Annotated in this window: 31 protein-coding genes and 1 pseudogene; 24 read left to right on the top strand and 8 right to left on the bottom strand. The window is 63.5% G+C overall.

What is annotated here, in order from left to right:
- Positions 1–3: 3 nt before the first annotated feature.
- From NKL06_RS15260 to NKL06_RS15250, 3 genes are all read right to left on the bottom strand, one after another.
- Positions 4–708 carry a glutathione S-transferase family protein gene (locus tag NKL06_RS15260; RefSeq protein ID WP_023693074.1) on the bottom strand — a complete coding sequence of 235 codons (705 nt, stop codon included), beginning with the start codon at positions 706–708 and terminating at the stop codon, positions 4–6.
- A gap of 153 nt (positions 709–861) precedes the next feature.
- The gene (locus NKL06_RS15255) at positions 862–2,070 is read right to left on the bottom strand and encodes a beta-ketoacyl-[acyl-carrier-protein] synthase family protein (RefSeq protein WP_023671225.1); all 1,209 of its coding nucleotides are present in this window, start codon (positions 2,068–2,070) and stop codon (positions 862–864) included.
- Between the two features lie 5 nt (positions 2,071–2,075).
- The gene (locus NKL06_RS15250; protein WP_023671226.1) at positions 2,076–2,330 is read right to left on the bottom strand and encodes an acyl carrier protein; all 255 of its coding nucleotides are present in this window, start codon (positions 2,328–2,330) and stop codon (positions 2,076–2,078) included.
- Positions 2,331–2,565: 235 nt separating this feature from the next.
- Between NKL06_RS15250 and NKL06_RS15245 the strand changes: the two genes are divergently transcribed.
- The 5 genes and pseudogenes from NKL06_RS15245 to NKL06_RS15225 all read left to right on the top strand — a co-directional run bounded on the left by NKL06_RS15245 (position 2,566) and on the right by NKL06_RS15225 (position 4,921).
- Positions 2,566–3,387, top strand: a complete 822-nt coding sequence (locus NKL06_RS15245) for an urease accessory protein UreD (protein ID WP_081725398.1) — start codon at positions 2,566–2,568, stop codon at positions 3,385–3,387.
- A 30-nt stretch (positions 3,388–3,417) separates the two neighbouring features.
- Complete coding sequence (locus NKL06_RS15240) at positions 3,418–3,720, top strand: urease subunit gamma (protein ID WP_023693076.1); 303 nt, start codon at positions 3,418–3,420, stop codon at positions 3,718–3,720.
- Between the two features lie 10 nt (positions 3,721–3,730).
- Positions 3,731–3,984, top strand: a pseudogene (locus NKL06_RS15235) (DUF1272 domain-containing protein).
- 29 nt (positions 3,985–4,013) lie between these two features.
- Positions 4,014–4,607 carry a HupE/UreJ family protein gene (locus tag NKL06_RS15230; protein ID WP_023693078.1) on the top strand — a complete coding sequence of 198 codons (594 nt, stop codon included), beginning with the start codon at positions 4,014–4,016 and terminating at the stop codon, positions 4,605–4,607.
- Positions 4,608–4,615: 8 nt separating this feature from the next.
- Positions 4,616–4,921 carry an urease subunit beta gene (locus NKL06_RS15225; RefSeq protein WP_023693079.1) on the top strand — a complete coding sequence of 102 codons (306 nt, stop codon included), beginning with the start codon at positions 4,616–4,618 and terminating at the stop codon, positions 4,919–4,921.
- Between the two features lie 26 nt (positions 4,922–4,947).
- Here NKL06_RS15225 and NKL06_RS15220 read toward each other — a convergent pair whose 3' ends face one another.
- Both NKL06_RS15220 and NKL06_RS15215 read right to left on the bottom strand, forming a co-directional pair.
- On the bottom strand, positions 4,948–5,445 hold the full coding sequence (locus NKL06_RS15220; protein ID WP_023693080.1) for a hypothetical protein: 498 nt from the start codon (positions 5,443–5,445) through the stop codon (positions 4,948–4,950).
- 123 nt (positions 5,446–5,568) lie between these two features.
- Complete coding sequence (locus NKL06_RS15215) at positions 5,569–5,931, bottom strand: hypothetical protein (RefSeq protein WP_023671233.1); 363 nt, start codon at positions 5,929–5,931, stop codon at positions 5,569–5,571.
- Positions 5,932–6,105: 174 nt separating this feature from the next.
- On the opposite strand from NKL06_RS15215, the gene ureC reads away from it, so the two are divergent.
- From ureC to NKL06_RS15175, 8 genes are all read left to right on the top strand, one after another.
- Positions 6,106–7,818, top strand: a complete 1,713-nt coding sequence (gene ureC, locus NKL06_RS15210; RefSeq protein ID WP_031207718.1) for an urease subunit alpha — start codon at positions 6,106–6,108, stop codon at positions 7,816–7,818.
- A gap of 92 nt (positions 7,819–7,910) precedes the next feature.
- The gene (locus tag NKL06_RS15205) at positions 7,911–8,504 is read left to right on the top strand and encodes a hypothetical protein (RefSeq protein WP_023693082.1); all 594 of its coding nucleotides are present in this window, start codon (positions 7,911–7,913) and stop codon (positions 8,502–8,504) included.
- Positions 8,505–8,546: 42 nt separating this feature from the next.
- Positions 8,547–9,152, top strand: a complete 606-nt coding sequence (locus NKL06_RS15200; RefSeq protein ID WP_023683600.1) for a glutathione S-transferase family protein — start codon at positions 8,547–8,549, stop codon at positions 9,150–9,152.
- Positions 9,149–9,751, top strand: coding sequence for an urease accessory protein UreE (ureE, locus tag NKL06_RS15195; protein WP_023683599.1), 603 nt, complete (start codon positions 9,149–9,151; stop codon positions 9,749–9,751). The genes NKL06_RS15200 and ureE overlap by 4 nt, the downstream gene beginning before the upstream one ends.
- Positions 9,744–10,415 (top strand): urease accessory protein UreF, encoded by a 672-nt coding sequence (locus tag NKL06_RS15190; protein ID WP_023693083.1) that lies wholly within the window; start codon positions 9,744–9,746, stop codon positions 10,413–10,415. The genes ureE and NKL06_RS15190 overlap by 8 nt, the downstream gene beginning before the upstream one ends.
- Positions 10,412–10,852 carry a DUF3995 domain-containing protein gene (locus NKL06_RS15185; RefSeq protein ID WP_023671239.1) on the top strand — a complete coding sequence of 147 codons (441 nt, stop codon included), beginning with the start codon at positions 10,412–10,414 and terminating at the stop codon, positions 10,850–10,852. The genes NKL06_RS15190 and NKL06_RS15185 overlap by 4 nt, the downstream gene beginning before the upstream one ends.
- Positions 10,853–10,865: 13 nt before the next feature.
- Complete coding sequence (gene ureG, locus NKL06_RS15180; RefSeq protein WP_023671240.1) at positions 10,866–11,498, top strand: urease accessory protein UreG; 633 nt, start codon at positions 10,866–10,868, stop codon at positions 11,496–11,498.
- A 109-nt stretch (positions 11,499–11,607) separates the two neighbouring features.
- Positions 11,608–12,375, top strand: coding sequence for a class II aldolase and adducin N-terminal domain-containing protein (locus NKL06_RS15175; RefSeq protein WP_023671241.1), 768 nt, complete (start codon positions 11,608–11,610; stop codon positions 12,373–12,375).
- An 81-nt stretch (positions 12,376–12,456) separates the two neighbouring features.
- Here NKL06_RS15175 and NKL06_RS15170 read toward each other — a convergent pair whose 3' ends face one another.
- On the bottom strand, positions 12,457–13,089 hold the full coding sequence (locus tag NKL06_RS15170) for an HAD family hydrolase (protein WP_023693084.1): 633 nt from the start codon (positions 13,087–13,089) through the stop codon (positions 12,457–12,459).
- A gap of 219 nt (positions 13,090–13,308) precedes the next feature.
- Here NKL06_RS15170 and NKL06_RS15165 point away from each other — a divergent pair, with 219 nt between their 5' ends.
- Positions 13,309–14,268 (top strand): sugar-binding transcriptional regulator, encoded by a 960-nt coding sequence (locus NKL06_RS15165; RefSeq protein WP_023671243.1) that lies wholly within the window; start codon positions 13,309–13,311, stop codon positions 14,266–14,268.
- Between the two features lie 35 nt (positions 14,269–14,303).
- Here NKL06_RS15165 and NKL06_RS15160 read toward each other — a convergent pair whose 3' ends face one another.
- Positions 14,304–14,489 carry a hypothetical protein gene (locus NKL06_RS15160; protein ID WP_023671244.1) on the bottom strand — a complete coding sequence of 62 codons (186 nt, stop codon included), beginning with the start codon at positions 14,487–14,489 and terminating at the stop codon, positions 14,304–14,306.
- A gap of 110 nt (positions 14,490–14,599) precedes the next feature.
- Between NKL06_RS15160 and NKL06_RS15155 the strand changes: the two genes are divergently transcribed.
- From NKL06_RS15155 to NKL06_RS15110, 10 genes are all read left to right on the top strand, one after another.
- Positions 14,600–15,508: a LysR substrate-binding domain-containing protein gene (locus NKL06_RS15155; protein ID WP_023693085.1), complete on the top strand. Its 909-nt coding sequence runs from the start codon at positions 14,600–14,602 to the stop codon at positions 15,506–15,508.
- 112 nt (positions 15,509–15,620) lie between these two features.
- Entirely contained in the window at positions 15,621–15,962 is a 342-nt protein-coding gene (locus NKL06_RS15150; RefSeq protein WP_155923262.1) for a hypothetical protein, read from the top strand.
- A gap of 242 nt (positions 15,963–16,204) precedes the next feature.
- Entirely contained in the window at positions 16,205–17,515 is a 1,311-nt protein-coding gene (locus NKL06_RS15145) for an ABC transporter substrate-binding protein (protein ID WP_023671248.1), read from the top strand.
- Between the two features lie 119 nt (positions 17,516–17,634).
- On the top strand, positions 17,635–18,507 hold the full coding sequence (locus tag NKL06_RS15140) for a carbohydrate ABC transporter permease (protein ID WP_023671249.1): 873 nt from the start codon (positions 17,635–17,637) through the stop codon (positions 18,505–18,507).
- 11 nt (positions 18,508–18,518) lie between these two features.
- Positions 18,519–19,343 carry a carbohydrate ABC transporter permease gene (locus tag NKL06_RS15135; RefSeq protein WP_023693086.1) on the top strand — a complete coding sequence of 275 codons (825 nt, stop codon included), beginning with the start codon at positions 18,519–18,521 and terminating at the stop codon, positions 19,341–19,343.
- 50 nt (positions 19,344–19,393) lie between these two features.
- Complete coding sequence (locus NKL06_RS15130; RefSeq protein ID WP_023689168.1) at positions 19,394–20,398, top strand: ABC transporter ATP-binding protein; 1,005 nt, start codon at positions 19,394–19,396, stop codon at positions 20,396–20,398.
- Entirely contained in the window at positions 20,395–21,165 is a 771-nt protein-coding gene (locus NKL06_RS15125) for an L-iditol 2-dehydrogenase (RefSeq protein ID WP_023693087.1), read from the top strand. The genes NKL06_RS15130 and NKL06_RS15125 overlap by 4 nt, the downstream gene beginning before the upstream one ends.
- Before the next feature lie 46 nt (positions 21,166–21,211).
- On the top strand, positions 21,212–22,690 hold the full coding sequence (locus tag NKL06_RS15120) for a mannitol dehydrogenase family protein (protein ID WP_023693088.1): 1,479 nt from the start codon (positions 21,212–21,214) through the stop codon (positions 22,688–22,690).
- A gap of 11 nt (positions 22,691–22,701) precedes the next feature.
- Entirely contained in the window at positions 22,702–23,361 is a 660-nt protein-coding gene (locus NKL06_RS15115; RefSeq protein ID WP_023693089.1) for an HAD family hydrolase, read from the top strand.
- Between the two features lie 130 nt (positions 23,362–23,491).
- On the top strand, positions 23,492–25,078 hold the full coding sequence (locus NKL06_RS15110) for an FGGY-family carbohydrate kinase (protein ID WP_023693091.1): 1,587 nt from the start codon (positions 23,492–23,494) through the stop codon (positions 25,076–25,078).
- Between the two features lie 54 nt (positions 25,079–25,132).
- On the opposite strand, the gene NKL06_RS15105 is transcribed toward NKL06_RS15110, so the two are convergent.
- Entirely contained in the window at positions 25,133–26,227 is a 1,095-nt protein-coding gene (locus tag NKL06_RS15105) for an ABC transporter ATP-binding protein (RefSeq protein WP_023693092.1), read from the bottom strand.
- Position 26,228 lies beyond the last annotated feature (1 nt).

The following is a 26,228-nucleotide window of genomic DNA, read 5'->3' as shown; positions in this document are numbered from 1 at the left end:
AGGTCAATTTCTGGCGGGAATGGTCAGGCCGCGCTGCACCGCGGGCCGCGCCAGCCCGCGCTCCAGCCATGCCGCGACGGTGGGGAAGTCGTCGAAGCCGACGAGTTCTCGCGCCTCGTAGAAGCCGATCAGATTGCGCACCCAGCCCAGCATCGAAATGTCGGCGATCGTATAGTCGCCGTCCATGATCCAGGTTCGACCCTTCAGCCGCGTCTCCAGCACCCCGATCAGCCGCCGCGATTCATTGCGGTAGCGATCCAGCGGCCGCTTGTCGGCGATCTCGCGCCCGGCGAATTTATTGAAAAACCCGACCTGTCCGAAAATCGGTCCGATCGCCGCCATCTGGAAGAACACCCATTGGATGGTCTCGTAGCGCCGCGCCGGATCGGCCGGGATCAGCTTGCCGGTCTTGTCGGTGAGGTAGAGCAGGATGGCGCCGGATTCGAACAGGCCGAGCGGCTTGCCGCCCGGCCCGTCGGGGTCGATGATCGCAGGTATCTTGCCGTTCGGGTTCAGCGACAGGAATTCCGGTGTCCAGCTCTGGTCCTTGCCGATATCCACCAGATGCGCCTCGTAGGGCAGGCCGAGTTCTTCCAGCGCGATCGAGACTTTCACCCCATTCGGCGTCGTCGCGGAATAGAGCTGCAGACGGTCGGGGTGGCGGGCCGGCCAGCGCTTGGTGATCGGAAAGACGGACAGGTCGGTCATCGAAAGCTCCGGTCGGGAATTTGGCGCGGTCTCGCGCCGTTTGGCGGGTTGCGAAGGATTATCCTCGGCGTCTTTGCCGATCAACCGGCCGACGGTGCGCACACCGTCTTCGCAGTCATTCAGGGCCAGTCGCTCAGGGCCAGTCGCTTGCCGTCAGACCGCCTTGAACGCCACCACGGCATTGGTGCCGCCGAAGGCAAAACCGTTGCTGATCGCCGCGCGCACCTTGCGCTCGCGCGCCACATTCGGCGTGATGTCGAGATCGCAGTCGGGGTCGGCCTGCCGGAAATTGGCCGTCGGCGGCACGATGCCTTCGCGGATCGCCATCACGCAGGCGATCATTTCCAGGCCGCCCGAGGCGCCGAGGCAATGGGCATGCATCGACTTGGTCGACGACACCGACAGCTTGTAGGCATGGTCGCCGAAGACGCGCTTGATTGCCGCCGTCTCGATCTGGTCGTTGGCCTTGGTGCCGGTGCCGTGGGCGTTGAGATAATCGACGTCCTCGGGATTGAGCCCGGCGTCCGCCAGGCAGGCGCGCATCGCCGCCGTCGGTCCCTCGACTGTCGGCGCGACGATATCGGAAGCGTCGGCGGAAAGGCCGGCGCCGGCAAATTCGGCCAGAATGGTCGCGCCGCGCGCCATGGCGTGTTCATAGGTTTCCAGCACCGCCATTCCAGCACCTTCGCCGAGCGACAGGCCCTGGCGATCGGCTGAGAACGGCCGGCAGGTATCGGGCGCCAGCACCCGCAGGGCTTCCCAGCCTTTCAGGATGCCCCAGAGCAGCGGCGCGTCGGTGCCGCCGGCGACCATGACATCGGCGCGGCCGAGCCGGATCTGGTCGACCGCCGAGGCAAAGGCGTGATTGGACGAGGAGCAGGCCGAAGTGACGCCGAACACCGGCCCGCGCAGGCCGAGATTCATGCTGACATGGCCGGACGCCGCACTCGGCATCACTTTCGGCACGGTGAAGATGCCGGCCCGGTTCTTGCCGTCGACCAGGATGGCGCGATAGTTCTCCTCGATCGCCTCCCAGCCGCAGACGCCGACGCCGACAACCGCGCCCATCCGGTAGGTGGTTGCTTCAGTCGATGTCAGGCCGGCATGCTGCATGGCTTCGCGCGCGGCAATCGTCGCCAAAAGGCTGAAGCGGTCCATCGACACGGTCTGCTTGTGGCTGATGCCATGGTCGGGCAGCGTCTTGATTTCGCAGCCGACCTTGACCTTCAAATCATGCAAACCGGGATTGCTGATTTGACCGATGGCCGATCGGCCGGCCCGCATTTCGTTCCAGATTGCAGGCGCATTGGCGCCGAGCCCGCATATGCCGCCGATGCCGGTAATGACGACGCGCTTTTGCATTCAGCTCAGGCTTTTTTCGCAATCAGCGCGCGAACAGCCTCAACCATATCGCCGACATTCTTGAGATTGCTCCAGGCATCGACCGTGTTCATCTCGATCTCGATGCCGTACTGCTCCTCGAGATCGAAGATGATCTCGGTCAGTTCCAGGGAATGGATGCCAAGCGCGGTCAATTCCGTATTGGTGGTGATCTCTTCGCCACCGGGCTCCGCATGTGCCCTGATCTTGGCGATGATTTCCGTTGCCAGCTCGTCAGCCATTCGATTCCTTCCCCAATTTTATAACGTCGCGGTGCCGATTGGTTGGCGCCCCTGTTGCCTGGACTGAAATCGCCGTCGCCTTCAAAAACCCGCCAGGCGCAGCATGACCGTTCCAAAGAGGCTCCCTCTATAGAAACGGAAACGCTGTCAAGCAACAAGCTATATCAACAAGCACCATATCGACAAAGCGCCGGGAGTGCTTAACGTTAGCGCCGTGGATACGTTGCAGCATGTCTTGATCCCAGCTCTTCCGGCCCAGCGCGCGGCCGGGGCGGCCCGGCTTGCGTGCGGCGTCAGGGATGGACGCACCCGGCTTTTGCGCCTCTATCAGGACGGCTCGGCCAAAATCCGCATGCCGGCCGTTGCGGCCGATCCGCTCGAAGCCGTGCTCATCAACACCGCCGGCGGTCTGACCGGCGGCGATCGGCTCGGCTGGGAAATCGATGTCGGGCCAGGTGCCTCCGCCTCGATAACCACCCAGGCCTGCGAAAAGATCTATCGTGCCGCTAGCGACCGCGCCGAAGTTCGGGTGAAGCTCAGCGTCGGCGCGGGCGGGCGTATCGCCTGGCTGCCCCAGGAAACCATCGTCTTCGACCGCTCGGCCTTTGCCCGCACGCTCGAGGTCGAGCTTGCCGCAGGCGCCGAGGCGTTGCTGCTTGAAGCCACCATATTCGGCCGCCTCGCCATGGGCGAAGAGGCCGCGCACGGCCATTTCCACGACCGTTGGCGTGTCCGCCAGGATGGTGCGCTCGTTCATGCCGAGGATTCCCGCATCGGGCCGGCTATCGCGGCGGCACTTGGCCGCCCGGCGGTCGCCGGCGGCGCCATTGCCGCTGCGACGCTGCTGATGATTTCGCCGCAGGCCGAAGGCTTGCTCGATGCGGCCCGCGACATCATCGGCGCCGACGGCGATGCCAGCGCCTGGAGCGTCAAAAAATCTGGCAAGCTTCTTGCGAGGCTGTTTGCCGAGGACGGCTACCAGCTGCGCAAGCGGCTGGTTCCGCTCGTCGAACTGCTCAACGGGCGGGCGGGTCTGCCCAAATTATGGTCACTCTGAGCCAAATCCAGGCCAAATCCAGGAAAGCGCATGAACCTGACGCCGCGTGAAAAGGACAAGCTGCTCATCGCCATGGCGGCGATCGTGGCGCGCAAGCGGCTGGAACGCGGCGTCAAGCTCAATCACCCCGAAGCGATCGCGCTGATCACCGATTTCGTCGTCGAGGGCGCCCGCGACGGCCGCCCGGTCGCCGAACTTATGGAGGCCGGCGCCCATGTGGTTACCCGCGCGCAGGTGATGGAAGGCATCGCCGAGATGATCCACGACGTGCAGGTCGAGGCGACCTTTCCCGATGGCACCAAGCTGGTGACCGTGCACGAACCGATCAGGTGAGGAGAAAACGATGCTGGAACTGCGACCGAATTGCGAATGCTGCGACAAGGACCTGCCGCCGGAAGCGGCGGACGCGCTGATCTGCACCTTTGAATGCACCTTCTGCGCTGACTGCGCTGAACATGTGCTGGGCGGCGTCTGCCCGAACTGCGGCGGCAATTTTTCCGCACGCCCGATCCGCCCAGTGGAGAAACTGGTGAAATATCAGCCTCGACCCAACGCGTGCTCAAGGCCGAGGGCTGCGGCCCGCGCAAGGCTGCGTGATTGTTTTCGTGACTTCGAAGGGAAGACCGATGATCTCTGCTTCAACCAAACGCACCACGCTTGCAGCGATCCTGCTGCTGGCGGCGGCGATGCCCGCTTATGCCCATGTCGGCATCGGCACCACCTCGTCCTTCGCGGCGGGCTTCGCGCATCCGCTGTCCGGCCTCGACCATATGACCGTCATGGTCGCCGTCGGCCTTTGGGCGGCGCTCAAGGGCGGCAAGGCGATATGGGCCTGGCCGCTGGCCTTTGTCGGCGTAATGCTGGTCGGCGGTGCGCTCGGCATGCTCCACGTGCCGGTGCCTTTCGTCGAACCGGGCATCCTTGCCTCCGTCGTCGCGCTTGGCTTTCTGGTGGCGTTGGCGGTCGATCTGCCGGTCTCGGCCGGAGTCGCCATCATCGGCCTGTTCGCGCTGTTCCATGGCCATGCCCATGGCACCGAAGTGCCGGAAAATGCAGGTGGGCTTGACTATATGGCCGGCTTTGCCGTTGCCACCGCACTTCTCCATGCCATGGGCATCGCTGCCGGCCTTGGCCTCGGCATGCGCTTTCGCGGGCTTGCCCGCGCCGCTGGCGCCGCTTGTGCTGCAGTCGGCGGCGGCCTGGTCTTCGGCGTTTTGTGAGGCTAACGATGATTCCCGGCGAAATCATCACCGCAAGCGGCGACATCGAGCTCAACAAGGGGCTGCCGACGGTGACGCTGAAGGTCGCCAACAGCGGCGACCGGCCGATCCAGGTCGGCAGCCACTACCATTTCTTCGAGACCAATGAGGGGTTGAAATTCGACCGCGACAAAGCGCGCGGCATGCGTCTGGACATTGCCGCCGGCACCGCGATGCGCTTCGAACCGGGACAAGAGCGGGACGTCACGCTGGTGCCGTTCGGAGGAAAACGCCAGGTCTACGGTTTTCAGCAGAAGATCATGGGCAGGCTGTGAGATCGACGGGGTCGGGCGCCCTGAGGTCAGTTCGACGGCCTGGCCGCCGCGTAGATGACGATTCTTGCCGAGCCGTCGAATTCCACCGCAAGGACGTCTTCCGTAAGCACGCGCCGCGAATCGATGGCGTTGAACAGCAAGGCGTTGGCGTCGATCTCCTTGCGCAGTTCTGCAATGTCGTCCTGATGCTGTTCGACCTTGCTCTCGACGGCCGGCGGCGGGCCGCCTTCGCTGCGTGCCGCGTCCGTGAGGAAGACGATATCTACTGTATCGAGCTTGGACGTCTTGCGCACGGCGCCGATGTTCTCACGCGTCCGCTCGATCGCGGTGATGATCTTGTTGGTCTGTGGTTCCGTCCGCGCCTCCTCCTGCCGGACATCGGAGCCGACGATCCTGTTGACGGTGTCGGCCCGGTTGACGGCGTCAGCGCTTTCAAGACCTTGCGCGGGTTGCGGGCCGAAAGCTGCGAGAAATGCGCAGGCAGCAAGGCTCTGGAGCCATCTGGTGTCGGCAAAGACAGGCATTGCTCGCTCCTGGTGGACTTTTCTGTGCAACGCCGTTCGGCGCCAAAGGGACGAAACGCCTCCTGTCGGGCGAAGGTTCCCTGTGGGCTGGCGGGCCGGGTGCCGGCCCGCCAAGCGCTTCTTTCAGCTTGCCTTCTTGGTGACAAGGGTCAGCGCGCCATCGGTGGTCATGCTGGCGGCGACCACCTGTGCCGAGGTGAGCCCCTTGGCTTCGAGCGCCGACTTGATCTGCGGCGTCGCGTCGATCGAAGAGCGCAGTTTCTGCAGCCCGGCATCGCCACGCTGGGCGATCACCTGATTGACCTGCGTCTGGGTGGCTTTGGGCAATTCGCTGATATCGACGATGTTGACCTTCTGGATCGCCGGCGCCGCCGGCTGAGCGCTGGGCGCCGCCGGCTTCGGTTGCGGCGTGGGCTGCTGCTGGGCGCCGGCTACGGTTGCGGAGGCCAGCGTGGCTGCGGCTGCAAGAACGATGATTTTGCGCATGTATTTTCCTTTCATCGATTTGGCCAAGGGTTTGGCAAACGGGCGGTTTGGGGTGGCACCGCCACCTCAACGGCCAAATGGGATCAGAAGGTGTCGCCGAGCGGGTCATTGCATGACCATTGGATGGCGACGATGTGGGGCTGCGGCCGGACTGCGTTTGGGGAGCATTGACTGATGGCTAGAATTACCCGCGCCGCCTACGCGCAGATGTATGGCCCGACGGTCGGCGACAGAGTGCGCCTGGCCGACACCGAGCTGTTTATCGAGGTCGAAAAGGACCTCACCGTCTATGGCGAGGAGGTGAAATTCGGCGGCGGCAAGGTCATCCGCGACGGCATGGGCCAGAGCCAGGTGTCGCGCGCCGGCGGCGCGGTCGACACGGTCATCACCAACGCGCTGGTGGTCGATGCCACTGCCGGCATCTTCAAGGCCGATATAGGTCTCAGGGACGGCCGCATCGCGGCGATCGGCAAGGCCGGCAATCCCGACACGCAGGACGGTGTCACCATCATCATCGGCCCCGGTACCGAGATCATCGCCGGCGAGGGCAAGATCCTGACCGCCGGCGGCTTCGACGCGCACATCCACTTCATCTGCCCGCAGCAGATCGACGAAGCGCTGATGTCGGGCATCACCACCATGCTCGGCGGCGGCACCGGCCCGGCGCATGGCACGCTGGCCACCACCTGCACGCCCGGACCCTGGCACATGGCGCGCATGATCCAGTCCTTCGACGCTTTCCCGATGAACATCGGCCTGTCCGGAAAGGGCAACGCCTCGCTGCCGGCAGCGCTGGAGGAAATGGTGCTGGGCGGGGCCTGCTCGCTGAAGCTGCACGAGGACTGGGGCACGACGCCGGCGGCCATCGACTGCTGCCTGTCGGTTGCCGACGATTACGACGTGCAGGTGATGATCCACACCGACACGCTGAACGAATCCGGCTTTGTGGAGAACACCGTCGCCGCCATCAAGGGCCGCACCATCCACGCCTTCCACACCGAAGGCGCCGGCGGCGGCCATGCGCCCGATATCATCAAGGTCTGCGGCCTGCCCAACGTCATTCCGTCTTCGACCAACCCGACCCGGCCCTACACCGTCAACACGCTGGCCGAGCATCTCGACATGCTGATGGTCTGCCACCATCTGTCGCCGTCGATCCCTGAAGACATCGCCTTTGCCGAAAGCCGTATCCGCAAGGAGACCATCGCGGCGGAAGACATTCTGCACGATATCGGCGCCTTCTCGATCATCTCGTCGGACTCGCAGGCCATGGGCCGTGTCGGCGAGGTGGCGATCCGCACCTGGCAGACCGCCGACAAGATGAAGCGCCAGCGCGGGTCATTGCCGCAGGAGACCGGCAACAACGACAATTTCCGCGTCCGCCGCTACCTCGCCAAATACACCATCAACCCGGCCATCGCGCATGGCCTGTCCAGGGACATCGGTTCGATCGCGGTCGGCAAGCGCGCCGATCTGGTGCTGTGGAACCCAGCCTTCTTCGGCGTCAAGCCCGACATGGTGCTGATCGGCGGCATGATAGCCGCAGCCCCGATGGGCGACCCAAACGCCTCTATCCCGACACCGCAGCCGATGCACTACCGCCCGATGTTCGGCGCCTATGGCAAGGCCAGGACCAACTCGTCGGTGACGTTCGTTTCCAAGGCGGCTCTGGACTCAGGCCTGCATGGCCGGCTCGGCGTCGACAAGCAGTTCGTGGCGGTGGAAAACACCCGTGGCGGCATCGGCAAGCACTCGATGGTGCTCAACGACGCTACGCCGCATGTCGAAGTCGACCCGGAGACTTACGAGGTGCGCGCCGATGGCGAGCTACTGACCTGCGAGCCGGCAAGCGTGCTGCCGATGGCGCAGCGGTATTTCCTGTTTTGAGGCGAGGGGCGATTTGATCGACCCGGCAAATTCCGTTGCGACCCGGTCGGTCCCGCCGCAATATGCGGCTCAAAGAAACCGCGTAGCAGGTCATGGCCACCGAAATAGCCTCCGCCCACGACATCTTCCCGCATATCCGCATCGTCATGGGCATGGTGATCGGACTTGGCGTCGCTCGCCTGCTGTCGGGGGTGGCGCGGATCGTTCAGCATCCGGGCCAGTACAGGCTCTATCCAGTGCACCTCGGCTGGGTCGCCTCCATGCTGTTGCTGCTGGTGCATTTCTGGTGGTGGGAGTTCGGCCTCTACACCATAGAGGTCTGGACTTTCGGCAAGTACCTGTTCCTGATCTTCTACGCCATCACGCTGTTCCTGCTGTGCGCGCTGCTGATTCCGGATTCGATGCTCGACTACACCAGCTATGAGGATTTCTTCTATTCGCGTCGCGGCTGGTTCTTCGGCCTGCTGGCGACGACCTATCTGCTCGATGTCGTCGACACGCTGCTGAAAGGTCCCGAGCATTTCGCCCGCTACGGCAATGAATATCTGTTCCGAACGCCGGTTTTCGTGGTGTTGTGCATTGCCGCCATACTGGTGCGTGACCGCCGTTTCCACATCGCCTTCGTCGTGGGCACGCTGATTTACCAAATATCGTTCATCCTGCGGCTCTTCGACACCATCGTCTGAACAGTGGCTATGGTTTAGGGTCGCAGGAAAGAGGGTTCAACCATGTACAAGGCCATCGGATCGCGTGGATCCCGCGTCAGCCGCGTTCTGTGGATGCTTGAGGAACTCGGGCAGCCCTATGAATTCGTCGAGGTCAAATTGCGCTCGCCGGAAGCCTATGCGCTCAACCCGTCGGGCAAGGTGCCGATCCTGATCGATGGCGAACTGACGGTGACGGATTCGGCGGCGATCTGCGTCTATCTCGCCGACAAGCACGCCGACAAAGGCATGGGCGCCAATCCAGGTGTGGCCGGACGCGCCGAAATGGATTCCTGGATGCATTTTGCCCAGTCCGAGTTCGAAGCGCCGCTGTGGAACAAGCTGCGCCACCGCTTCCTGTTGCCGAAGGACGTGCGGGTCGATGTCGGCCCCGCCGCCGCCTACGATTTCGCCTCGGAGGCCAAGGCGCTCGACGGTCGGCTGGGGGATCGGGAGTTTGCGCTGGGCGACCGGTTTTCCGCCGTCGACGTGCTGTTGGGCGACATGGGCGGCTGGGCCCGCGCCGGAAAATTCCCGATCGAATCCGAGCGCGTCAACGCGTATTTTGACCGCGTCCTGGCGCGGCCTGCCCGTGCGAGAGCCCAGGCTAACGGTGGAGCCATGCGATGAAACTCAACCTGAACACCGACTTCACCAAGTTCCCCCGGGCCGTCTCGGTGGTGCCTGCCGGCACTGCCGGAACTACGCCGCCATCCGGCCGTGCCGTCCTGCCCCATGACGAGCGTCATTTGCGCCGCCGCGCCATTGAGCTTGCCGACGGCAGCAAGGTGCTGGTCGATCTGCCCGAGCCCGTGACCTTGAACGATGGCGACCGGCTGGTGCTGGAGGATGGCGGCCAGGTCGAGATCACCGCGGCACCCGAAGAGGTCTATGATATCCGCGCCCGCGACGCGGTGCATCTGACGGAGCTTGCCTGGCATATCGGCAACCGCCATCTGGCGGCAGCGATCGAGCCCGGCCGCATCCTGATCCTGCGCGACCATGTCATCAAGGCTATGCTGGAAGGGCTGGGCGCCACGGTCCGCGAAGTCTCCGAACCGTTCAAGCCGGTGCGCGGCGCCTATTCCGCCCAAGGTGCGCATGGTCACGATCATGGCCATGCGCATGCGCACGCCGAAGCGCATTCCCATGATGGACGTTCCCACGCACACAGCGAGTCGCATTCGCACAGCCATTCCCATGACGGGCACCATCACGATCATGACTGACCAGCCATCAGGCATCGCTTTGCTGCGGCTCATGGCGTGGCTGTCGCCGGCCTTTCCGGTCGGCGGCTTTGCCTACAGCCATGGCCTCGAACGCGCCGGGCAAGACGGGCTGGTTGCCGATACCGCCAGCCTCGCCTTCTGGCTGGAGACGCTGGTCGAGATGGGCTCGGGCTGGAACGACGCCGTGCTCTTCACGGAAGCCTGGCGCCGCGCCCGCGGCGGCGGCGATCTCCATGAAATTGCCGATCTCGCCGAAGCGCTGGCCGGCTCGCGTGAGCGTCACACCGAAACCATGCTGCAAGGCGCCGCCTTCCTGAAAGCGGCAGCGGCTTGGGCGAATCCGGTGTTGGGCCGCCTGCCGGCCGAATGCGCCTACTGTGTCGCCGTCGGCGCCGTTGCCGGCGGCAACGGCATCGCGCTTCAGGACGCGATGTCGGCCTTCCTGCAGGCCTTCTTCTCCAACCTCGTCCAGGCGGCGATCCGACTCGGCATCGTCGGCCAGACGGACGCTATGGCCTTGCTCGCCGGCTTCGAGCCGTTGGCGCTGTCGACGGCCGCGCGCGCCGCCGGCTCGACATTGGACGATCTCGGCGGCTGCGCCTTCATCTCCGACATCATGGCGATGAAGCACGAGACGCAGTATTCCAGGCTGTTCCGCTCATGATCGTCCTCGCCTTCGCCCTCTCGGCCGTCCTGCTGCTGATCACCGCGCTGCATGTCTATTGGGGCCTTGGCGGCATCTGGCCGGGCAGGGACGGCGTCTCCTGCGCCCACGCCGTCGTCGGCTTTCGCGGCGTCGACGAGATGCCGACGCCGTTTCCCTGTTTCGCCGTTGCCGCGTGCCTGTGCCTCGCAACCCTGTGGCCGCTGGCGCTGACCGGGGTCTTCGCCTCCCCCTTTCCAAGGGAGGGCCTTGCCGCCACAGCGCTGCTCATCGGGCTCGTCTTCCTCGGCCGCGGCATTGCCGGCTTCACGCCGTGGTGGCGCCGTCTGGCGCCGGAACAGCCTTTTGCGCGGCTCGATATCAGCTTCTATTCGCCGCTCTGCCTGTTGATCGGGCTCAGCTTCGCCATCCTCGCCATCACGGAGTTTTCGGCATGACGGAGTTTTCGGTATGACTCAGGCAAACGGTCCCCTGCGTATCGGCATCGGCGGTCCCGTCGGCTCCGGCAAGACGACGCTCACCGAAAAGCTCTGCAAGGCGCTGCGCGACGATTTCTCCATCGCCGTCGTCACCAACGACATCTACACCAAGGAAGACGCCATGATGCTGGCCCGCCTGCAGGCGCTGCCTGAGGACCGCATCGTCGGCGTGGAGACCGGCGGCTGCCCGCACACCGCCATCCGTGAGGACGCCTCGATCAATTTGCAGGCGATCGCCGGACTGAACAGGAAATTCCCCGATCTCGACATCGTCTTCATCGAATCCGGCGGCGACAATCTTGCCGCCACCTTCTCGCCGGACCTTGCCGACCTGACCCTCTATGTCATCTCGGTTTGCCAGGGCGAGGAAATCCCCAGGAAGGGCGGGCCGGCGATCACCCGTTCCGATTTCCTGGTCATCAACAAGAGCGATCTGGCGCCCTATGTGAACGTCAACCTCGATGTCATGGAGAGCGACGCCGCCCGAATGCGGGGCAAGCGCCCGTTCGGCTTCACCGACCTGTCGCGCGGCAAGGGACTGCAGGAAGTCATCGACTTCATCGTCGAACATGGCGGGCTGCAGTCGGCTCGCTCGGCGGCGTAATGCATGTCGCCCAAAAGTGCGTAGCGGTTTTGGGACAACCTGACCCACCAGTTTGCGGTTGCTGGCCACGGCTGAGCGCGGCATTCTCTTAAAAACGGAGGTTTTTCGGATGAGCATCGCCCGCCTGCAAAAGGAAACGCTGACCAACCTGCCCTACTATGAGGAGCGCGTCGATCTGGCCGCCGCCTTCCGCTGGACGGCGCGGCTCAACATGCATGAAGCCGTGGCCAATCACTTTTCGCTGTCGGTCAACGAGGACGGCAGCAAATTCCTGATGAACCCCAACCAGGTGCATTTCTCGCGCATCAAGGCGAGCGACCTTTTGCTGATCGACGCCAATGATCCCGAGACATTGTCCGGCCCGAATGCGCCCGACCCGACCGCCTGGGGTTTGCACGGCGCCATTCACCGCAACGTGCCGCATGCGCGCTGCGCCATGCATGTGCATTCCATCCACGCCACCGTGCTGGCATCGCTGGCCGACTCGACCCTGCCGCCGATCGATCAGAACTCGGCCATGTTCTTCAACCGCCACGTCGTCGATGCCCATTATGGCGGGCTGGCCTTCGAGGAAGAAGGCGAGCGCTGCTCGCAACTGCTCACCGACCCGAAGGTCAAAGTGATGGTGATGGGCAATCACGGCGTCATGGTCATCGGCGACACCGTCGCCGACGCCTTCAACCGCATGTTCTATTTCGAACGCGCCGCCGAGACCTACATCAAGGCGCTGTGGACCGGCCGGCCGCTGCGCACGCTCTCCGACGCCATTGCCGAAAAGGCCGCCAGCGAAATGGACGACTATCCCGGCCAGGCGGAGCGTCACCTTGCCGAGCTGAAGGCGATCCTCGACGAGGAGGAGCCGGTGTACCGCAGCTGAATGAGTTCACCCTTCTCCCCGTTCACGGGGAGAAGGTCCCGGCAGGGGGATGAGGGGCAGCGCCGACGTTCATAGGCTCACTCAGAGTCCCAACTGAGCCCGCAACTCTTCCGCACTGTTGATCACGACAGCGCCCTTCGGTCCTGCCATCGGCGCTTCCGGCCAGAAGATCGTCCGCATCCCCGCGGCCAGGCCTGATGTGGCGCCGGTAACGCTGTCGTCGACGGCCACCGCGTCTGCGGGATCGACGCCGGCCAGCCATGCGGCGCGCAGGAACGGTTCGGGATGCGGCTTGCCTTCGCGCACGTCGTTTCGGCTGATCGTGCGCATGCCGGGATAGATCAGGCCGACGGCGCTCAGATTTGCATCGACGATCACCCGGTCGGAATTGGACACCACCGCCTGCTGCACGCCGAGCGCGCGCAATTCGTTGAACACTTCGATCGCGCCGGGGCGCGGCTTCAGCGTCTCGGCCATCGGCATGTAGTGATCGTATTTGCGCACGATCCAGTCGTCGAAGGGCAGGTCGAGGCCGAACTCGCTGCGCAGCATCTCGTAGACCGGTGCGGCGGCGACGCCCAGCACCCGCTCATGCAGGTCGGCCGGCGGCGTGATACCGACGCTGCGCAGCGCCGCCACCAAGGCCGCCTCATGCAGCGGCTCGCTGTCGACCAGCGTGCCGTCCATATCCCAGAAAACCGCTTTCGGCGTCATGCGAGGCTCCTTTGCCGATCCCCTTAAAGCGTTTGTATCAGGAGATAAACCGCCGAGCCCGTCCGCTGGCGATTTTCGCTTGGTTGGTTGCCGCGCGGCGGCCGGATCGAAGCAGCAAGCAATTGCCCTGCCGATAGACAATTGCGCGCCGACACATTCCCTGCAAGACTATGACGCTTCGCCTAAGGGCGGGCAAAGGGGCAGGGCTGGAGGCACATTTTGAATTCGCGGCAAGACGGCGGCAGCAGCAGGCTGGACGAGGCAGCGCGCGCCGGCTGGCTTTATTATGTTGCCGGCAACACCCAGGACCAGATCGCCGCCACGCTCGGCATTTCCCGGCAGACGGCGCAGCGGCTGGTGTCGCTGGCGGTGTCGGAGGGGCTGATCAAGGTTCGCGTCGATCACCCGATCGCCAATTGCCTTGATCTCGCAGCTAGACTGAAGTCACGCTTCGCGCTCGACCTCGTCGAAGTGGTGCCGAGCGATCCAACCTCATCCTCGACCACGATCGGCATTGCCGAGGCGGCTGCGGCCGAGATCGAGCGGCGGCTGCGGTCACCGACGCCCATCGTCTTGGCCATCGGCACCGGCCGCACGCTGAAGGCGGCGATCGAGCAATTGCCGCCGATGGAATGCTCGCAGCACAAGGTTGTGTCCTTGACCGGCAACATCTCGCCCGACGGTTCGGCCGCCTTCTACAACGTCATCTTCACCATGGCCGACCGGGTCAAGGCGCGCTCGTTCCCGATGCCGCTGCCGGTCATCGCCTCGTCGCCGGAAGAGCGCGAGATGCTGCTTGCCCAGCCGATGATCCAACCGACGCTGGCGCTGGCCGCGGAAGCCGACGTGACCTTTGTCGGCATCGGCGATCTCGGCCCGAAGGCGCCGCTCTACGAGGACGGTTTTATCTCGGAAAGCGAGTTGAAGGCGTTGCAAAAGGCTGGCGGCGTCGCCGAGATCGTCGGCTGGGTGTTCGATCGGGAAGGCCGCATGATCGAGGGCATCACCAACGACCGGGTATCGTCGGCAGCCTTGCCGTCACGCGAAAAGTCGCTGGTCATTGCGCTCGCCATGGGCGAGCGCAAATTGCCGGGCATCCTGGCCGCGGTGAACCGCCGGCTGGTCAATGGCCTCATCACCGACGAGCGGACCGCCACGGCTTTGCTCGACGGTTCCTGATAGATTAAGCGGCCCATCGATAAAATCCAACACGTTTATTTGCAGCGCCCGGACGGGTCGTTGCCGTCGAGAAAACCCATGTCGCGCTGCAGATGCGGCGACAACTCCCGGACGTCGACGTAGCCGCGCCGGCGGTGCACAAGCAGGGAAAATTCATGCACCAGCAGGGAAAACCAGCTCTGCGCCGGGGTCGAATGGAGCTTTTGCTGTACCGTGGTCATGATCTTCAGCCTCCGCTATGCTTGAACTTGATTGATCGTTGACACCAGATATCGGCCTGATTGGCTCTTGCCGCCAATCAAACGTCGATCACGACCCATAAGGAGGGCTTATGCCCGATCTCAAGGCACCACAGCTCGCCCAGTTGCCGCCGCTGCAGGCCATCAGGGTGTTCGAAGCCGTCGCGCGGCATCTCTCCTTCACCAAGGCCGCGCAGGAACTCGGCATGACGCAGGCCGCCGCCAGCTACCAGATCAAGCTTCTGGAAGAGCGCATCGGTTCGCCGCTGTTCCTGCGCCAGCCGCGCCAGATTGTGCTGACGGAACCCGGCCAGCGCCTGGCGCCCGCCGTCAGCGAGGCGTTCAGCCTGCTCTCAAGCGCCTATTCCGCCGCGCGTGGGGGCGCCGATGGTGTGCTGTGCGTCTCGACGCTGCTGACCTTTGCCTCGAACTGGCTGGCGCAGCACCTCGGCTCCTTCCAGGTCGCGCATCCGTCGCTGGCGGTGCGCGTCGATACCTCGAACAGGGTGATCGATTTTGCCCGCCAGGACATGGACATCGCTATCCGCTCCGGCAGCGGCAAGTGGCCTGGAGTGGAGACCCATCTTTTGTTCAAGGCCGATTTCACCCCGGTGCTGAGCCCGGCACTCGCTGCCACCATAGGTGGCGTCCACGAACCCGCCGACCTGTTCAAGCTGCCCATTCTCGATCCCGGCGACATCTGGTGGCGGGAATGGTTCGCCCTTGCCGGCGTCCCGGCGGACGAACTTGCCAGACGCACCGGCACCAGCATGGGCGCGCAGGCCTATGAGGCGAACGCGGCCATCGCCGGCCATGGTGTGGCGATCCTGACCACCGCATTGTTCAAGACCGAGCTCGCCGCCGGCCGCCTGATCCAGCCCTTCGACCTGGTCGGCGACGACGGCCACGCCTATTGGCTGGTCTACCCGACGGCGCGTCGCAACGTGCCGAAGATAAAAGCCTTCCGGGACTGGATCCTGGCCGAGATCGCCTGCGCCTGAGGGCGAGCGACTCGCGGATTGATTTCCGAGATGCAAAGCGAGCCCTGGATCCGCGACGAATCCTCGCTTTCGCGGACAAACAGCTGCGATCGGGCCACCCGGTTAACCAAGCTTGACAAAAACGCTGTCGATATCACTCGCCCGGCATAGGCTTGTGCTTGTGACGACCCAATTGAGCAGGATCAATCGTCTGCAGATTGAAACAGGGTCGATCAGCCGGCTGATGAAAGTCTATCGCGTCGAAGAAATCGAAAACAACACCGTGCGCACGACGCAGGTGATCGAAGCATTTACGCCGTTTCAAGCTGCCGTGAAGGCAATCGGCCGGGAAGTTAGGCTGCGCAAGGACGAGCCCAGCTGGATCCAGGTGACGGAAGTGCTGACCAGAGCCAAGCAAACACGCGACGGCAGGGTTTTCGAATATTCCGTCGGAAGCTACCCGTCCCACGGCTGACGGGCTGGGCCCTATCGCTCCCTTGGCGCCATGATTGGGTTGCGATGGGTCGGCATCAACCCGCTCTCACATCCCGTGCAAACAGCTTCCCAAATCCATTCAATATCCTCTACGCGCGCAACGCCGCGCTCCGCCTTGCGTGCTGCGCTGCAGCATCGAATCTGGCTTGACATAATTTATGCCAAGTGAGTAATTGCCCATTACCAAGGCAAATGCTCATCTTGGTTCATGGGAGGAATTTGATGAAACTGCGCACGCTCACTTTGGGCTTGTTGTCGGCCAGCGCTTTCGCTTTTGCCGCACACGCCGAATCCATCACCATCGCCACGGTCAACAATGGCGACATGGTCCGCATGCAGAAGCTGACGGACGACTTCACCAAGGCGAACCCCGACGTCACGCTCAACTGGGTCACGCTCGAAGAGAACGTGCTGCGCGAGCGCGTCACCACCGACATCGCCACCAAGGGTGGCCAGTATGACGTTATGACCATCGGCACTTACGAGGTTCCGATCTGGGCCAAGCAGAACTGGCTGTTGCCGCTCGACAAGCTCGGCGACGACTATGACGCCAAGGACATCATCCCGGCCATCGCCGGCGGCCTGTCGGTAGACGGCAAGCTCTATGCCGCGCCCTTCTACGGCGAAAGCTCGTTCGTCATGTACCGCAAGGACCTGATCGAGAAGGCCGGGCTGAAGATGCCCGACGCCCCGACCTGGGACTTCATCAAGCAGGCCGCCGACAAGATGACCGACCGCGCCAATGGCGTGAACGGCGTCTGCCTGCGCGGCAAGGCCGGCTGGGGCGAGAACATGGCCTTCCTCACCGCCATGTCGAACTCCTTCGGCGCCCGCTGGTTCGACGAGAACTGGAAGCCGCAATTCGACCAGCCGGAATGGAAGAACACGCTGCAGTTCTATGTCGACCTGATGAAGGCCGACGGTCCCGAGGGCGCCTCGTCCAACGGCTTCAACGAAAACCTGGCGCTGTTCCAGCAGGGCAAGTGCGGCATGTGGATCGACGCCACCGTCGCCGCATCCTTCGTCTCCGACCCGAAGAACTCGACCGTCGCGGACAAGGTCGGCTACGCACTGGCCCCCGACAATGGTCTGGGCAAGCGCGGCAACTGGCTGTGGGCCTGGTCGCTGGCCATCCCGGCCGGCACGCAGAAGGGAGACGCCGCACAGAAGTTCGTCTCCTGGGCGACCAGCAAGCACTACGCAGAACTGGTTGCTTCGAAGGAAGGCTGGGCCAACGTTCCTCCGGGCACGCGCTCCTCGCTCTACGCCAATGCCGAGTATCAGAAGGCGGCTCCGTTCGCCAAGATGACGCTGGACTCGATCAATGCCGCCGACCCGACGCATCCGACCGTCAAGCCGGTGCCCTATGTCGGTGTGCAGTTCGTCGCCATTCCTGAGTTCCAGGGTCTTGGCACCACGGTCGGCCAGCTCTTCTCGGCGGCGCTCGCCGGCCAGACCAGCGTAGACGACGCGCTCAAGCAGGCGCAGGACGCCGCCACCGCGACCATGACCGAAGGCGGTTATATCAAGTAAGGCTCCTCCCGGTGCCGAATGCCGGTCGCCTCCTTGGCCGGCAACGGCCGCCCGAATCCCAGTTCGGGCGGCCCCTTTCACACACCTGAAAATTTGGCTGACCTTGAAGGGTGACCGTCATGGCTACTCAGCAGACCCGTTCGCTTGCCCGCTTTATGTTGGCGCCATCCGTGGTGCTGCTGTTCGTCTGGATGATCGTGCCGCTGGCACTCACGATCTGGTTCTCCTTCCAGCAGTACAATCCGCTCAATCCGATCCGCGACGGGTTTGTCTGGTTCTCGAATTACTCGCTGTTCTATTCAAACCCGGCATTCCTGCAGTCGATCCTCAACACGCTGGTCCTGGTGGGCAGCGTGCTGCTGATCACCGTCATCGGCGGCATCATGCTGGCGCTGTTGATCGATCAGCCGATGTGGGGACAGGGGATCGTCCGCATCCTCGTCATCTCTCCGTTCTTCGTCATGCCGCCGGTGGCTGCACTTGTCTGGAAGAACATGATCATGCACCCGCAATACGGCGTCTTTGCCGACATTGCGCGCTTCTTCGGGGCTCAACCGATCGACTGGTTCGGGCAGCATCCGATGCTTGCCATCATCATCATCGTCGCCTGGCAATGGCTGCCCTTCGCAACGCTGATCCTGCTGACCGCATTGCAGTCGCTCGACGGCGAGCAGAAGGAAGCCGCCGAGATGGACGGCGCCGGCTTCGTCAGCCGCTTCATCTATCTGACGCTGCCGCACATGTCGCGCGCCATCACCGTCGTCATCCTGATCCAGACCATCTTCCTGCTGTCGGTCTATGCCGAAATCCTGGTCACCACCAATGGCGGACCCGGCTATGCCTCCACCAACCTGCCCTTCCTCGTCTACCAGAAGGCATTGCTGGAGTTCAAAATCGGCCAGGCATCGGCCGGCGGTGTCATCGCCGTCATTCTCGCCAACATCGTCGCCTTCTTCGCCATGCGCGCGGTCGGCAAGAACCTGGACAAGTAAGGGAGGATACGATGGCACGTGCAGTCACCACTCAACACAAGGTCATTGCGACAGGCGCCGCCTGGATGGTCGCGCTGCTGATCTTCTTCCCGATCCTCTACACGATCATCACCTCGTTCAAGTCGGAGCAGGAGGCCATCCAGGGCTTCGCGCTGATCCCGTCGGGGACGTTCGAGAGCTATACCGAGGTCCAGGCGCAGAGCGGCTACTTCAAGTTCTTCTTCAACTCGGTGTTGCTCTCGGTCGGCTCGACCATCCTGGCCCTGATAGTCGCGGTTCCGGCCGCCTGGTCGATGGCCTTCTCGCCGGGCAAGTGGACCAAGGACATCCTGATGTGGATGCTCTCGACCAAGATGATGCCGGCGGTTGCCGTGCTGTTCCCGATCTACCTCATCTTCCGCGATGCCGGACTGCTCGACAGCCGCATCGGCCTGATGATCATGCTGATGCTGATCAACCTGCCGATCGTGATCTGGATGCTCTACACCTACTTCCGCGAAATCCCCGGCGAAATCCTGGAGGCGGCACGCATGGACGGCGCCACCCTGTGGGGCGAGATCGTCTATGTGCTGACCCCCATGGCCGTGCCCGGCATCGCATCGACCATGCTGCTCAACATCATCCTAGCGTGGAACGAAGCCTTCTGGACCATCCGCCTGACCACCACCGAGGCAGCGCCGCTGACGGCCTTCATCAGTTCGTTCTCGAGCCCGCAAGGCCTGTTCTGGGCCAAGCTTTCGGCGGCCTCGACGCTGGCCATCGCCCCCATCCTGATCATGGGCTGGTTCAGCCAGAAGCAGCTGGTGCGCGGCCTGACATTCGGCGCGGTAAAATAACGGACGTTGCCTGAAGCAATCCGGCCAAATAACCCCTCGGGGAGGAAACCATGGGAAACATCACGCTCAAGAACGTCTCCAAGCATTTCGGATCGACGGTCATCATTCCAGGCCTCGACCTGGTCATCGAGAATGGCGAGTTCGTCGTCTTCGTCGGGCCGTCGGGTTGCGGCAAGTCCACGTTGCTGCGCCTCATCGCCGGGCTCGAGGACACCAGCGGGGGCACCATCAACATCGATGGCCGTGACGTCACCGGCGAGGCGCCGGCCAAGCGCAAGCTGGCCATGGTATTCCAGTCCTATGCGCTCTATCCGCATATGACGGTGGCCAAGAACATCGGCTTCCCGCTGAAGATGGCGGGCGAGGATGTGGCGACGATCGACAAGAAGGTGAAGGACGCAGCCCGGGTCCTCAACCTCACCAACTATCTCGAACGCCGGCCTGGCCAGCTCTCCGGCGGCCAGCGGCAACGCGTCGCCATCGGCCGCGCCATCGTGCGCCAGCCCTCGGCCTTCCTGTTCGACGAGCCGCTGTCCAACCTCGATGCCGCACTGCGCGGCACCATGCGGCTCGAAATCAGCGAGCTCCACCATCAGCTCAAGACGACGATGGTCTACGTCACCCACGACCAGATCGAAGCTATGACCATGGCCGACAAGATCGTCGTGCTCAACGCCGGCAACATCGAACAGGTCGGCTCGCCGATGGAACTCTACAAGTCGCCGAAGAACCTGTTCGTGGCGGGCTTCATCGGTTCGCCGAAAATGAACCTGATCGAAGGTGCGCCGGCGGCCAAATACAACGCCAAGACCATCGGCATTCGTCCTGAGCATATGGGGATATCGACCACAGCGGGTGACTGGAAAGCCCTTGTCGGCGTCGCCGAGCATCTGGGCTCCGACACCTTCCTGCATGTCCAGGCCGACGGCGTCGGTCCGCTGACGGTACGCGCCGATGGCGAACTGGCCGTACGCCACGGCGACACCATCTATTTGACGCCCGACAAGGTCCGCATGCATCGCTTCGGCCCCGATGGAAAGGCGCTGACGCAGTGAGACTGAAGGGTAGATCGGCGCTGATCACCGGCTCGGCGCGCGGCATCGGCAGGGCTTTTGCCGAAGCCTACACGCGCGAGGGCGCCACGGTGGCCATTGCCGATATCAATCTGGCGGCTGCCGAAAAGACGGCCGCCGAGATTGGCGCCGACGCCTATCCGGTCAGGCTCGACGTCAGCGACCTCGCTTCGATCGAAGCGGCGGTCAATGCGGTCGAAACAAAGACCGGCGGCCTCGACATACTGATCAACAACGCTGCTTTGTTCGACCTGGCGCCGATCGTCGAGATCACCAAAGCAAGCTACGACAAATTGTTCTCCGTCAATGTCGCCGGCACTTTGTTCATGCTGCAGGCAGCGGCGCGTTCGATGATCGCAAGGGGCAAGGGCGGCAAGATCATCAACATCGCCAGCCAGGCAGGACGGCGCGGCGAGCCGCTGGTCGCCGTCTATTGCGCCACCAAGGCCGCGGTGATTTCGCTGACCCAGTCCGCCGGGCTCGACCTGATCAAGCACCGCATCAACGTCAATGGCATCGCGCCCGGCGTCGTCGACAGCGATATGTGGGATGAGGTCGATGCGCTGTTTGCCAAATATGAGAACCGGCCGAAGGGCGAGAAGAAGCGGCTGGTCGGCGAGGGCGTGCCCTATGGCCGCATGGGCAAGCCGGAGGACCTGACCGGCATGGCGGTGTTCCTGGCCAGCGACGACGCCGAATACATTGTCGCCCAGACCTACAATGTCGATGGCGGCCAATGGATGAGTTGATGGGCCGGGATCACGCAGGCCGCAGCCCGGCCAAAAGGGTAGAAAAATGACCGTGAAACTCTCCTCCTCGATCCTCTCGGAACTCCCCGCCAAGGTCGCCGGTCCGAAATACGACCGCGCTGCGCTCAAACCCGGTATCGTGCATTTCGGCGTCGGCAATTTCCATCGCTCGCATCAGGCGGTCTACCTCGACGATCTCTTCAATGCAGGCATCGGCCGTGACTGGGCGCTGGTCGGCGCCGGGGTCTTCGAGGGCGAAAAGCTCGGCCGTTCCAAGCTGCAGGAGCAGGACTGGCTGACGACAGTGGTCGAGCAGGATTCCGATCATATGAGCGCCCGCGTCACCGGCGTCATGATCGACTTCCTGACGCCCGGCGATGCGGATGCGATCATCGACCAGCTCGCCGATCCGGCGATCAAGATCGTCTCGCTGACCATCACCGAAGGCGGGTATTTCATCGATCCGGCCTCGGGCAAGTTCAACCCGACCCACCCCGACATCGTCGCCGACGCACAGGCAGGCACGACGCCGAAGACGGTGTTCGGCCTCATCCTGGCCGGGCTGAAGCGCCGCCGTGCCGACGGCATCGTGCCGTTCACCGTCATGTCTTGCGACAACATCCCTCACAACGGCCATGTCACCTCGGATGGCGTCATCGGCCTCGCCCGCCTGATCGATGAGGATCTGGCGAACTGGGTCAGCGACAATGTCGCCTTTCCCAACGGCATGGTCGACCGCATCACCCCCGCCACCTCCGACCGCGAGCGCGGTATTCTCGCCTCGGAGTTCGGCCTCGAGGACAACTGGCCGGTGTTCTGCGAGCCGTTCAAGCAATGGGTGCTGGAAGACCGTTTCACCGACGGCCGCCCGCCGCTGGAAAAGGTCGGTGTGCAATTCGTGAGGGATGTCGCGCCCTATGAGCTGATGAAGATCCGCATCCTCAATGGCGGTCATGCCACGATCGCTTATCCCGCAGGGTTGATGGACATCCATTTCGTCCATGAGGCGATGCAGGAGCCGCTGGTGCGCGGCTTCCTCGCCAAGCTCGAGCATGACGAGATCATCCCGACCGTGCCGCCGGTGCCGGACACCGTGCTGGAGGATTATTACCAACTCATCGAGCACCGCTTTTCCAACCCGAAGATCGGCGACACCATCCGTCGGCTTTGCCTCGACGGTTCCAACCGGCAGCCGAAATTCATCATCCCGACCATTGCCGACCGGCTGAAGGCCAGCAAAGGCGTCGCGGGTCTGGCGCTCGAGTCGGCGCTGTGGTGCCGCTACTGTTTCGGCACCACCGACAGCGGCGCGGTCATCGAGGCCAACGACCCGAGCTGGGACCGGCTGCAGGCAAGCGCGAAGGCGGCGAAGGACAGGCCCGGTGCCTGGCTTGCGATGGAGGATATCTATGGCGGTGTCGGCCGCTCGGCGCCGTTCGCCGAGGCCTTTGCCCATGCGCTCAACGTCTTGTGGGCGAATGGCACGCGCGCGACGCTGACGCGCTACATCTCCGGCAAGCTCTGACGCCAGCCGCAATGACGCCCGAACTGGTCATCTTCGACTGTGACGGCGTGCTGGTCGACAGCGAGGCGCTGTCGGTTTCGGCTCTGCTCGGCATGATCTCTGCCGCCGGGGGCTCGGTCAGCGAAGATACCGCCTACGAGCATTTCCTCGGCAAGAGCATGAAGAGCGTGCGCGAGATACTTCTTCGCGATTTCACCATCGACATCACCGACGTGCATCTTACCGACATGCGGGTCGAACTGATGCGCAAATTCCGCGAGGAGCTGAAGCCGATTCCCGGCATCGGCGACATCCTGCCGAGGCTGGGCGTGCCCTGCTGCGTCGCGTCCTCCGGCACGCTCGACCGGATACGCTACGCGCTCGACGTCACCGGTCTGCTCGGCCTGCTCGAGCCGCATCTGTTCAGCGCCGCCATGGTCGCGCGCGGCAAGCCGGCGCCGGATCTTTTTCTCCATGCCGCCGCCGCCATGGGCGCGCATCCCGGTAATTGCATCGTCGTCGAGGACAGCCCGGCCGGCATCGCCGCGGCGCGTGCCGCCGGCATGCGCGTCTTTGCTTTCACCGGCGGTTCCCACGCCGGCAACCCGGCCTTGAAAGCGCGGCTTGCGTCGAGTGAACCGGACTTTATATTCGCGGACATGCGGCAATTGCCCGATCTGATTGCAGGCTAGAGCATGATGCCGAAAAGTGTGAAGCGGTTTTCGGACGACATCATGCTCTACTTCTTTGATTTAGAGACGGAGATTTCGGGTCGAACAGACCTGAAATCATCCGGCTCTAGGGAGCGAGAGTAAAAGCATCTTGACGAAAAGCTTCGTTTGCGCGGTCGATGTCGGCACCGGGAGCGCCCGTGCGGGCATTCTCGACATGTCAGGCACCTTGCTCGGCCGCGCCGAGCATCCGATCGTCATGAACCAGCCGAAGGCCGATCACGCCGAGCACAATTCGCAGGATATTTGGTCGGCTGTGTGCATTGCCGTCCGTGCCGCGCGCGAAAAGGCCGGTGTGTCAGCCGACGATATTGTCGGCATGTCGTTCGACGCCACCTGCTCGCTGGTGGTGCTGGACAGGAATGCCGGCCAGCTCAGCGTCTCGGTGACGGGCGAACGGCGCTGGGACACCATCGTCTGGCTCGACCATCGCGCCATCGCCGAGGCAGATGAATGCACCCATAGCGGCCACGCCGTACTCGACTATATCGGTGGCGTCATGTCGCCGGAAATGGCGACGCCGAAGCTGATGTGGCTGAAGCGCAATCTGCCGGGAACTTGGCATGAAGCCGGCTACCTGTTCGACCTCACCGATTTCCTGACCTGGAAGGCGACCGGGTCGCTGGCGCGCTCGCAATGCACGCTGACCGCCAAATGGACCTATCTGGCGCATGAGGAAACCGGCTGGCGCCGTGACTTCTTCGACAGGGTCGGGCTTGGCGATCTGTTCGAACACGGCAGCCTGCCGGAGAAGGCAAGTGCTGTCGGCGCAGACATCGGCACGCTCACCCCTGAAGCGGCGGCGGAGTTGGGCTTGAGCGAAAACTGTCGGGTCGGCGCCGGCGTCATCGATGCCTATGCCGGCGCGCTTGGCGTGCTCGGCGGCTTTGCTGGCGACGAGCAGAATATCGGCCGCCATCTGGCATTGATCGCCGGCACCTCGTCCTGCGTCATGGCGATGTCGCCCGACCCGCAGCCTTTCGCCGGCGTCTGGGGTCCATACTATGGCGCCGCACTGCCAAAGCTCTGGCTGTCGGAAGGCGGACAGTCGGCCACTGGTGCCTTGCTCGACCACATCATTCGCTGGCATGGCGCCGGCGGCGAGCCGGATGCGGCCATGCATGCCAAGATCGCCAGGCGCGTCGCTGAACTGCGCAGCACCGAAGGCGACAAGCTGGCGGCGAGGTTGCATGTACTGCCGGATTTCCACGGCAACCGCTCGCCGCTTGCCGACCCGCATGCCGTCGGCGTGGTCAGCGGGCTGACGCTGGATTCCTCCTTCGACAGTCTGTGCAAGCTGTATTGGCGCACCGCCGTCGGCATCGCACTCGGCGTGCGCCATGTGCTGGAGGCGCTGAACGAGAACGGCTATCTCATCGACACGCTGCATGTCACCGGCGGCCACACCAAGAACCCGTTGCTGATGGAGCTTTATGCCGACGCGACCGGCTGCGCGGTGATCGAGCCGCTGGCCGACGAAGCCGTTCTGCTCGGCACCGGCATGGTCGCCGCCACCGCGGCCGGTCTGTTCCCGGACCTGAATGCCGCTTGCGTCGCCATGCAGCAAGGCGGCAGGGCGCGCACCTCGAACCCGGCCGCGTCAGGCCGCTTCGACCGCGACTACAAGATTTTCCTCGAAATGCACCGCCAGCGGCAGGAGCTCGACGCCATCAGCTAGAGCAATTCCAGGAAAAGTGTGAAACGGTTTTCCGTCCGGAATTGCGTACCAAATCTAGGCCTCCTCTCGCCGGCGCAAGGATGCGCCGGTCGCCGCGTCGAACAGATGCACGCTCTCCTCCTCGAATGTGTAGCGCACAGGCGCGCGCAACGCCGGGCATTCACGGGCCGATACCAATGCGCCGACCTCCTTGCCGCCGCAGGCGAACGTCACCAGCGCGTCATTGCCATGGAACTCGATGAGGTCGGCGGTGCCTTGCAGAAGATTGATGCTCTGAGCGCCGGCGGTCTTCAGGTCCGGCGGTCGGATTCCAAGCACGGCGCGCTGGACGCCGCGTAGATCGAAGCCCGAGCCTTCTATGGAGAAGCTCGAGCCGCCGGCTGTCAGCGTCCAGCGTTCGTCCTTCCGCCCGACGGCCACGTCGATGAAATTCATGTTCGGCGTACCGATGAAGCCGGCGACGAACAGATTGCCCGGCTGGCGATAGATCTCGGCCGGCGAGCCGATCTGTTCGATGACGCCATCCCTGAGCAGCACTATCCGGTCGGCCAGCGTCATCGCTTCGAGCTGGTCGTGGGTGACATAGACGGTAGTGGTCTTCAGCGACTGGTGCAGGCGGGCGATTTCGACCCGCATATGGTTGCGAAGTTTGGCGTCGAGATTCGACAGCGGCTCGTCGAACAGGAACACTTTCGGCGTCTTGATCATGGCGCGCGCAATCGCCACGCGCTGCTGCTGTCCGCCGGAAAGCTCGGTCGGTTTGCGGGCGAGATAAGGCTCGAGGCCCAGCGTCTCTGCCACCGCTTGGACCCGCTTCTTTATCTCGGCCGCCGAAACCTTCTGCCGCTTGAGTCCGAAGGCGATGTTGTCGAAGATCGTCATATGCGGGTAGAGCGCATAGTTCTGGAACACCATGGCGATGCCGCGCTCGCCGGGCTCGAGATCGTTGACCACTCTGCCGCCGATCGACACTTCGCCGCCGCTGATATCCTCCAGCCCGGCCAGCATCCTGAGCAAGGTCGACTTGCCGCAGCCGGATGGGCCTAGGAACACGACGAACTCATGCTCCTCGATCGAGAGATTGAGATCGCGGATGACGGTGGTAGCCCCATACGCCTTGTCGACATGGGAGCAAACGATCGCGGACATG

Origin of the sequence: Mesorhizobium sp. C268A, assembly GCF_040324475.1 — a bacterium.
In the GTDB taxonomy this organism is placed as follows: Bacteria; Pseudomonadota; Alphaproteobacteria; order Rhizobiales; family Rhizobiaceae; genus Mesorhizobium.
The sequence above is the reverse complement of the archived record's forward strand: the minus strand, read 5'-3'. Positions and strand labels throughout refer to the sequence as shown.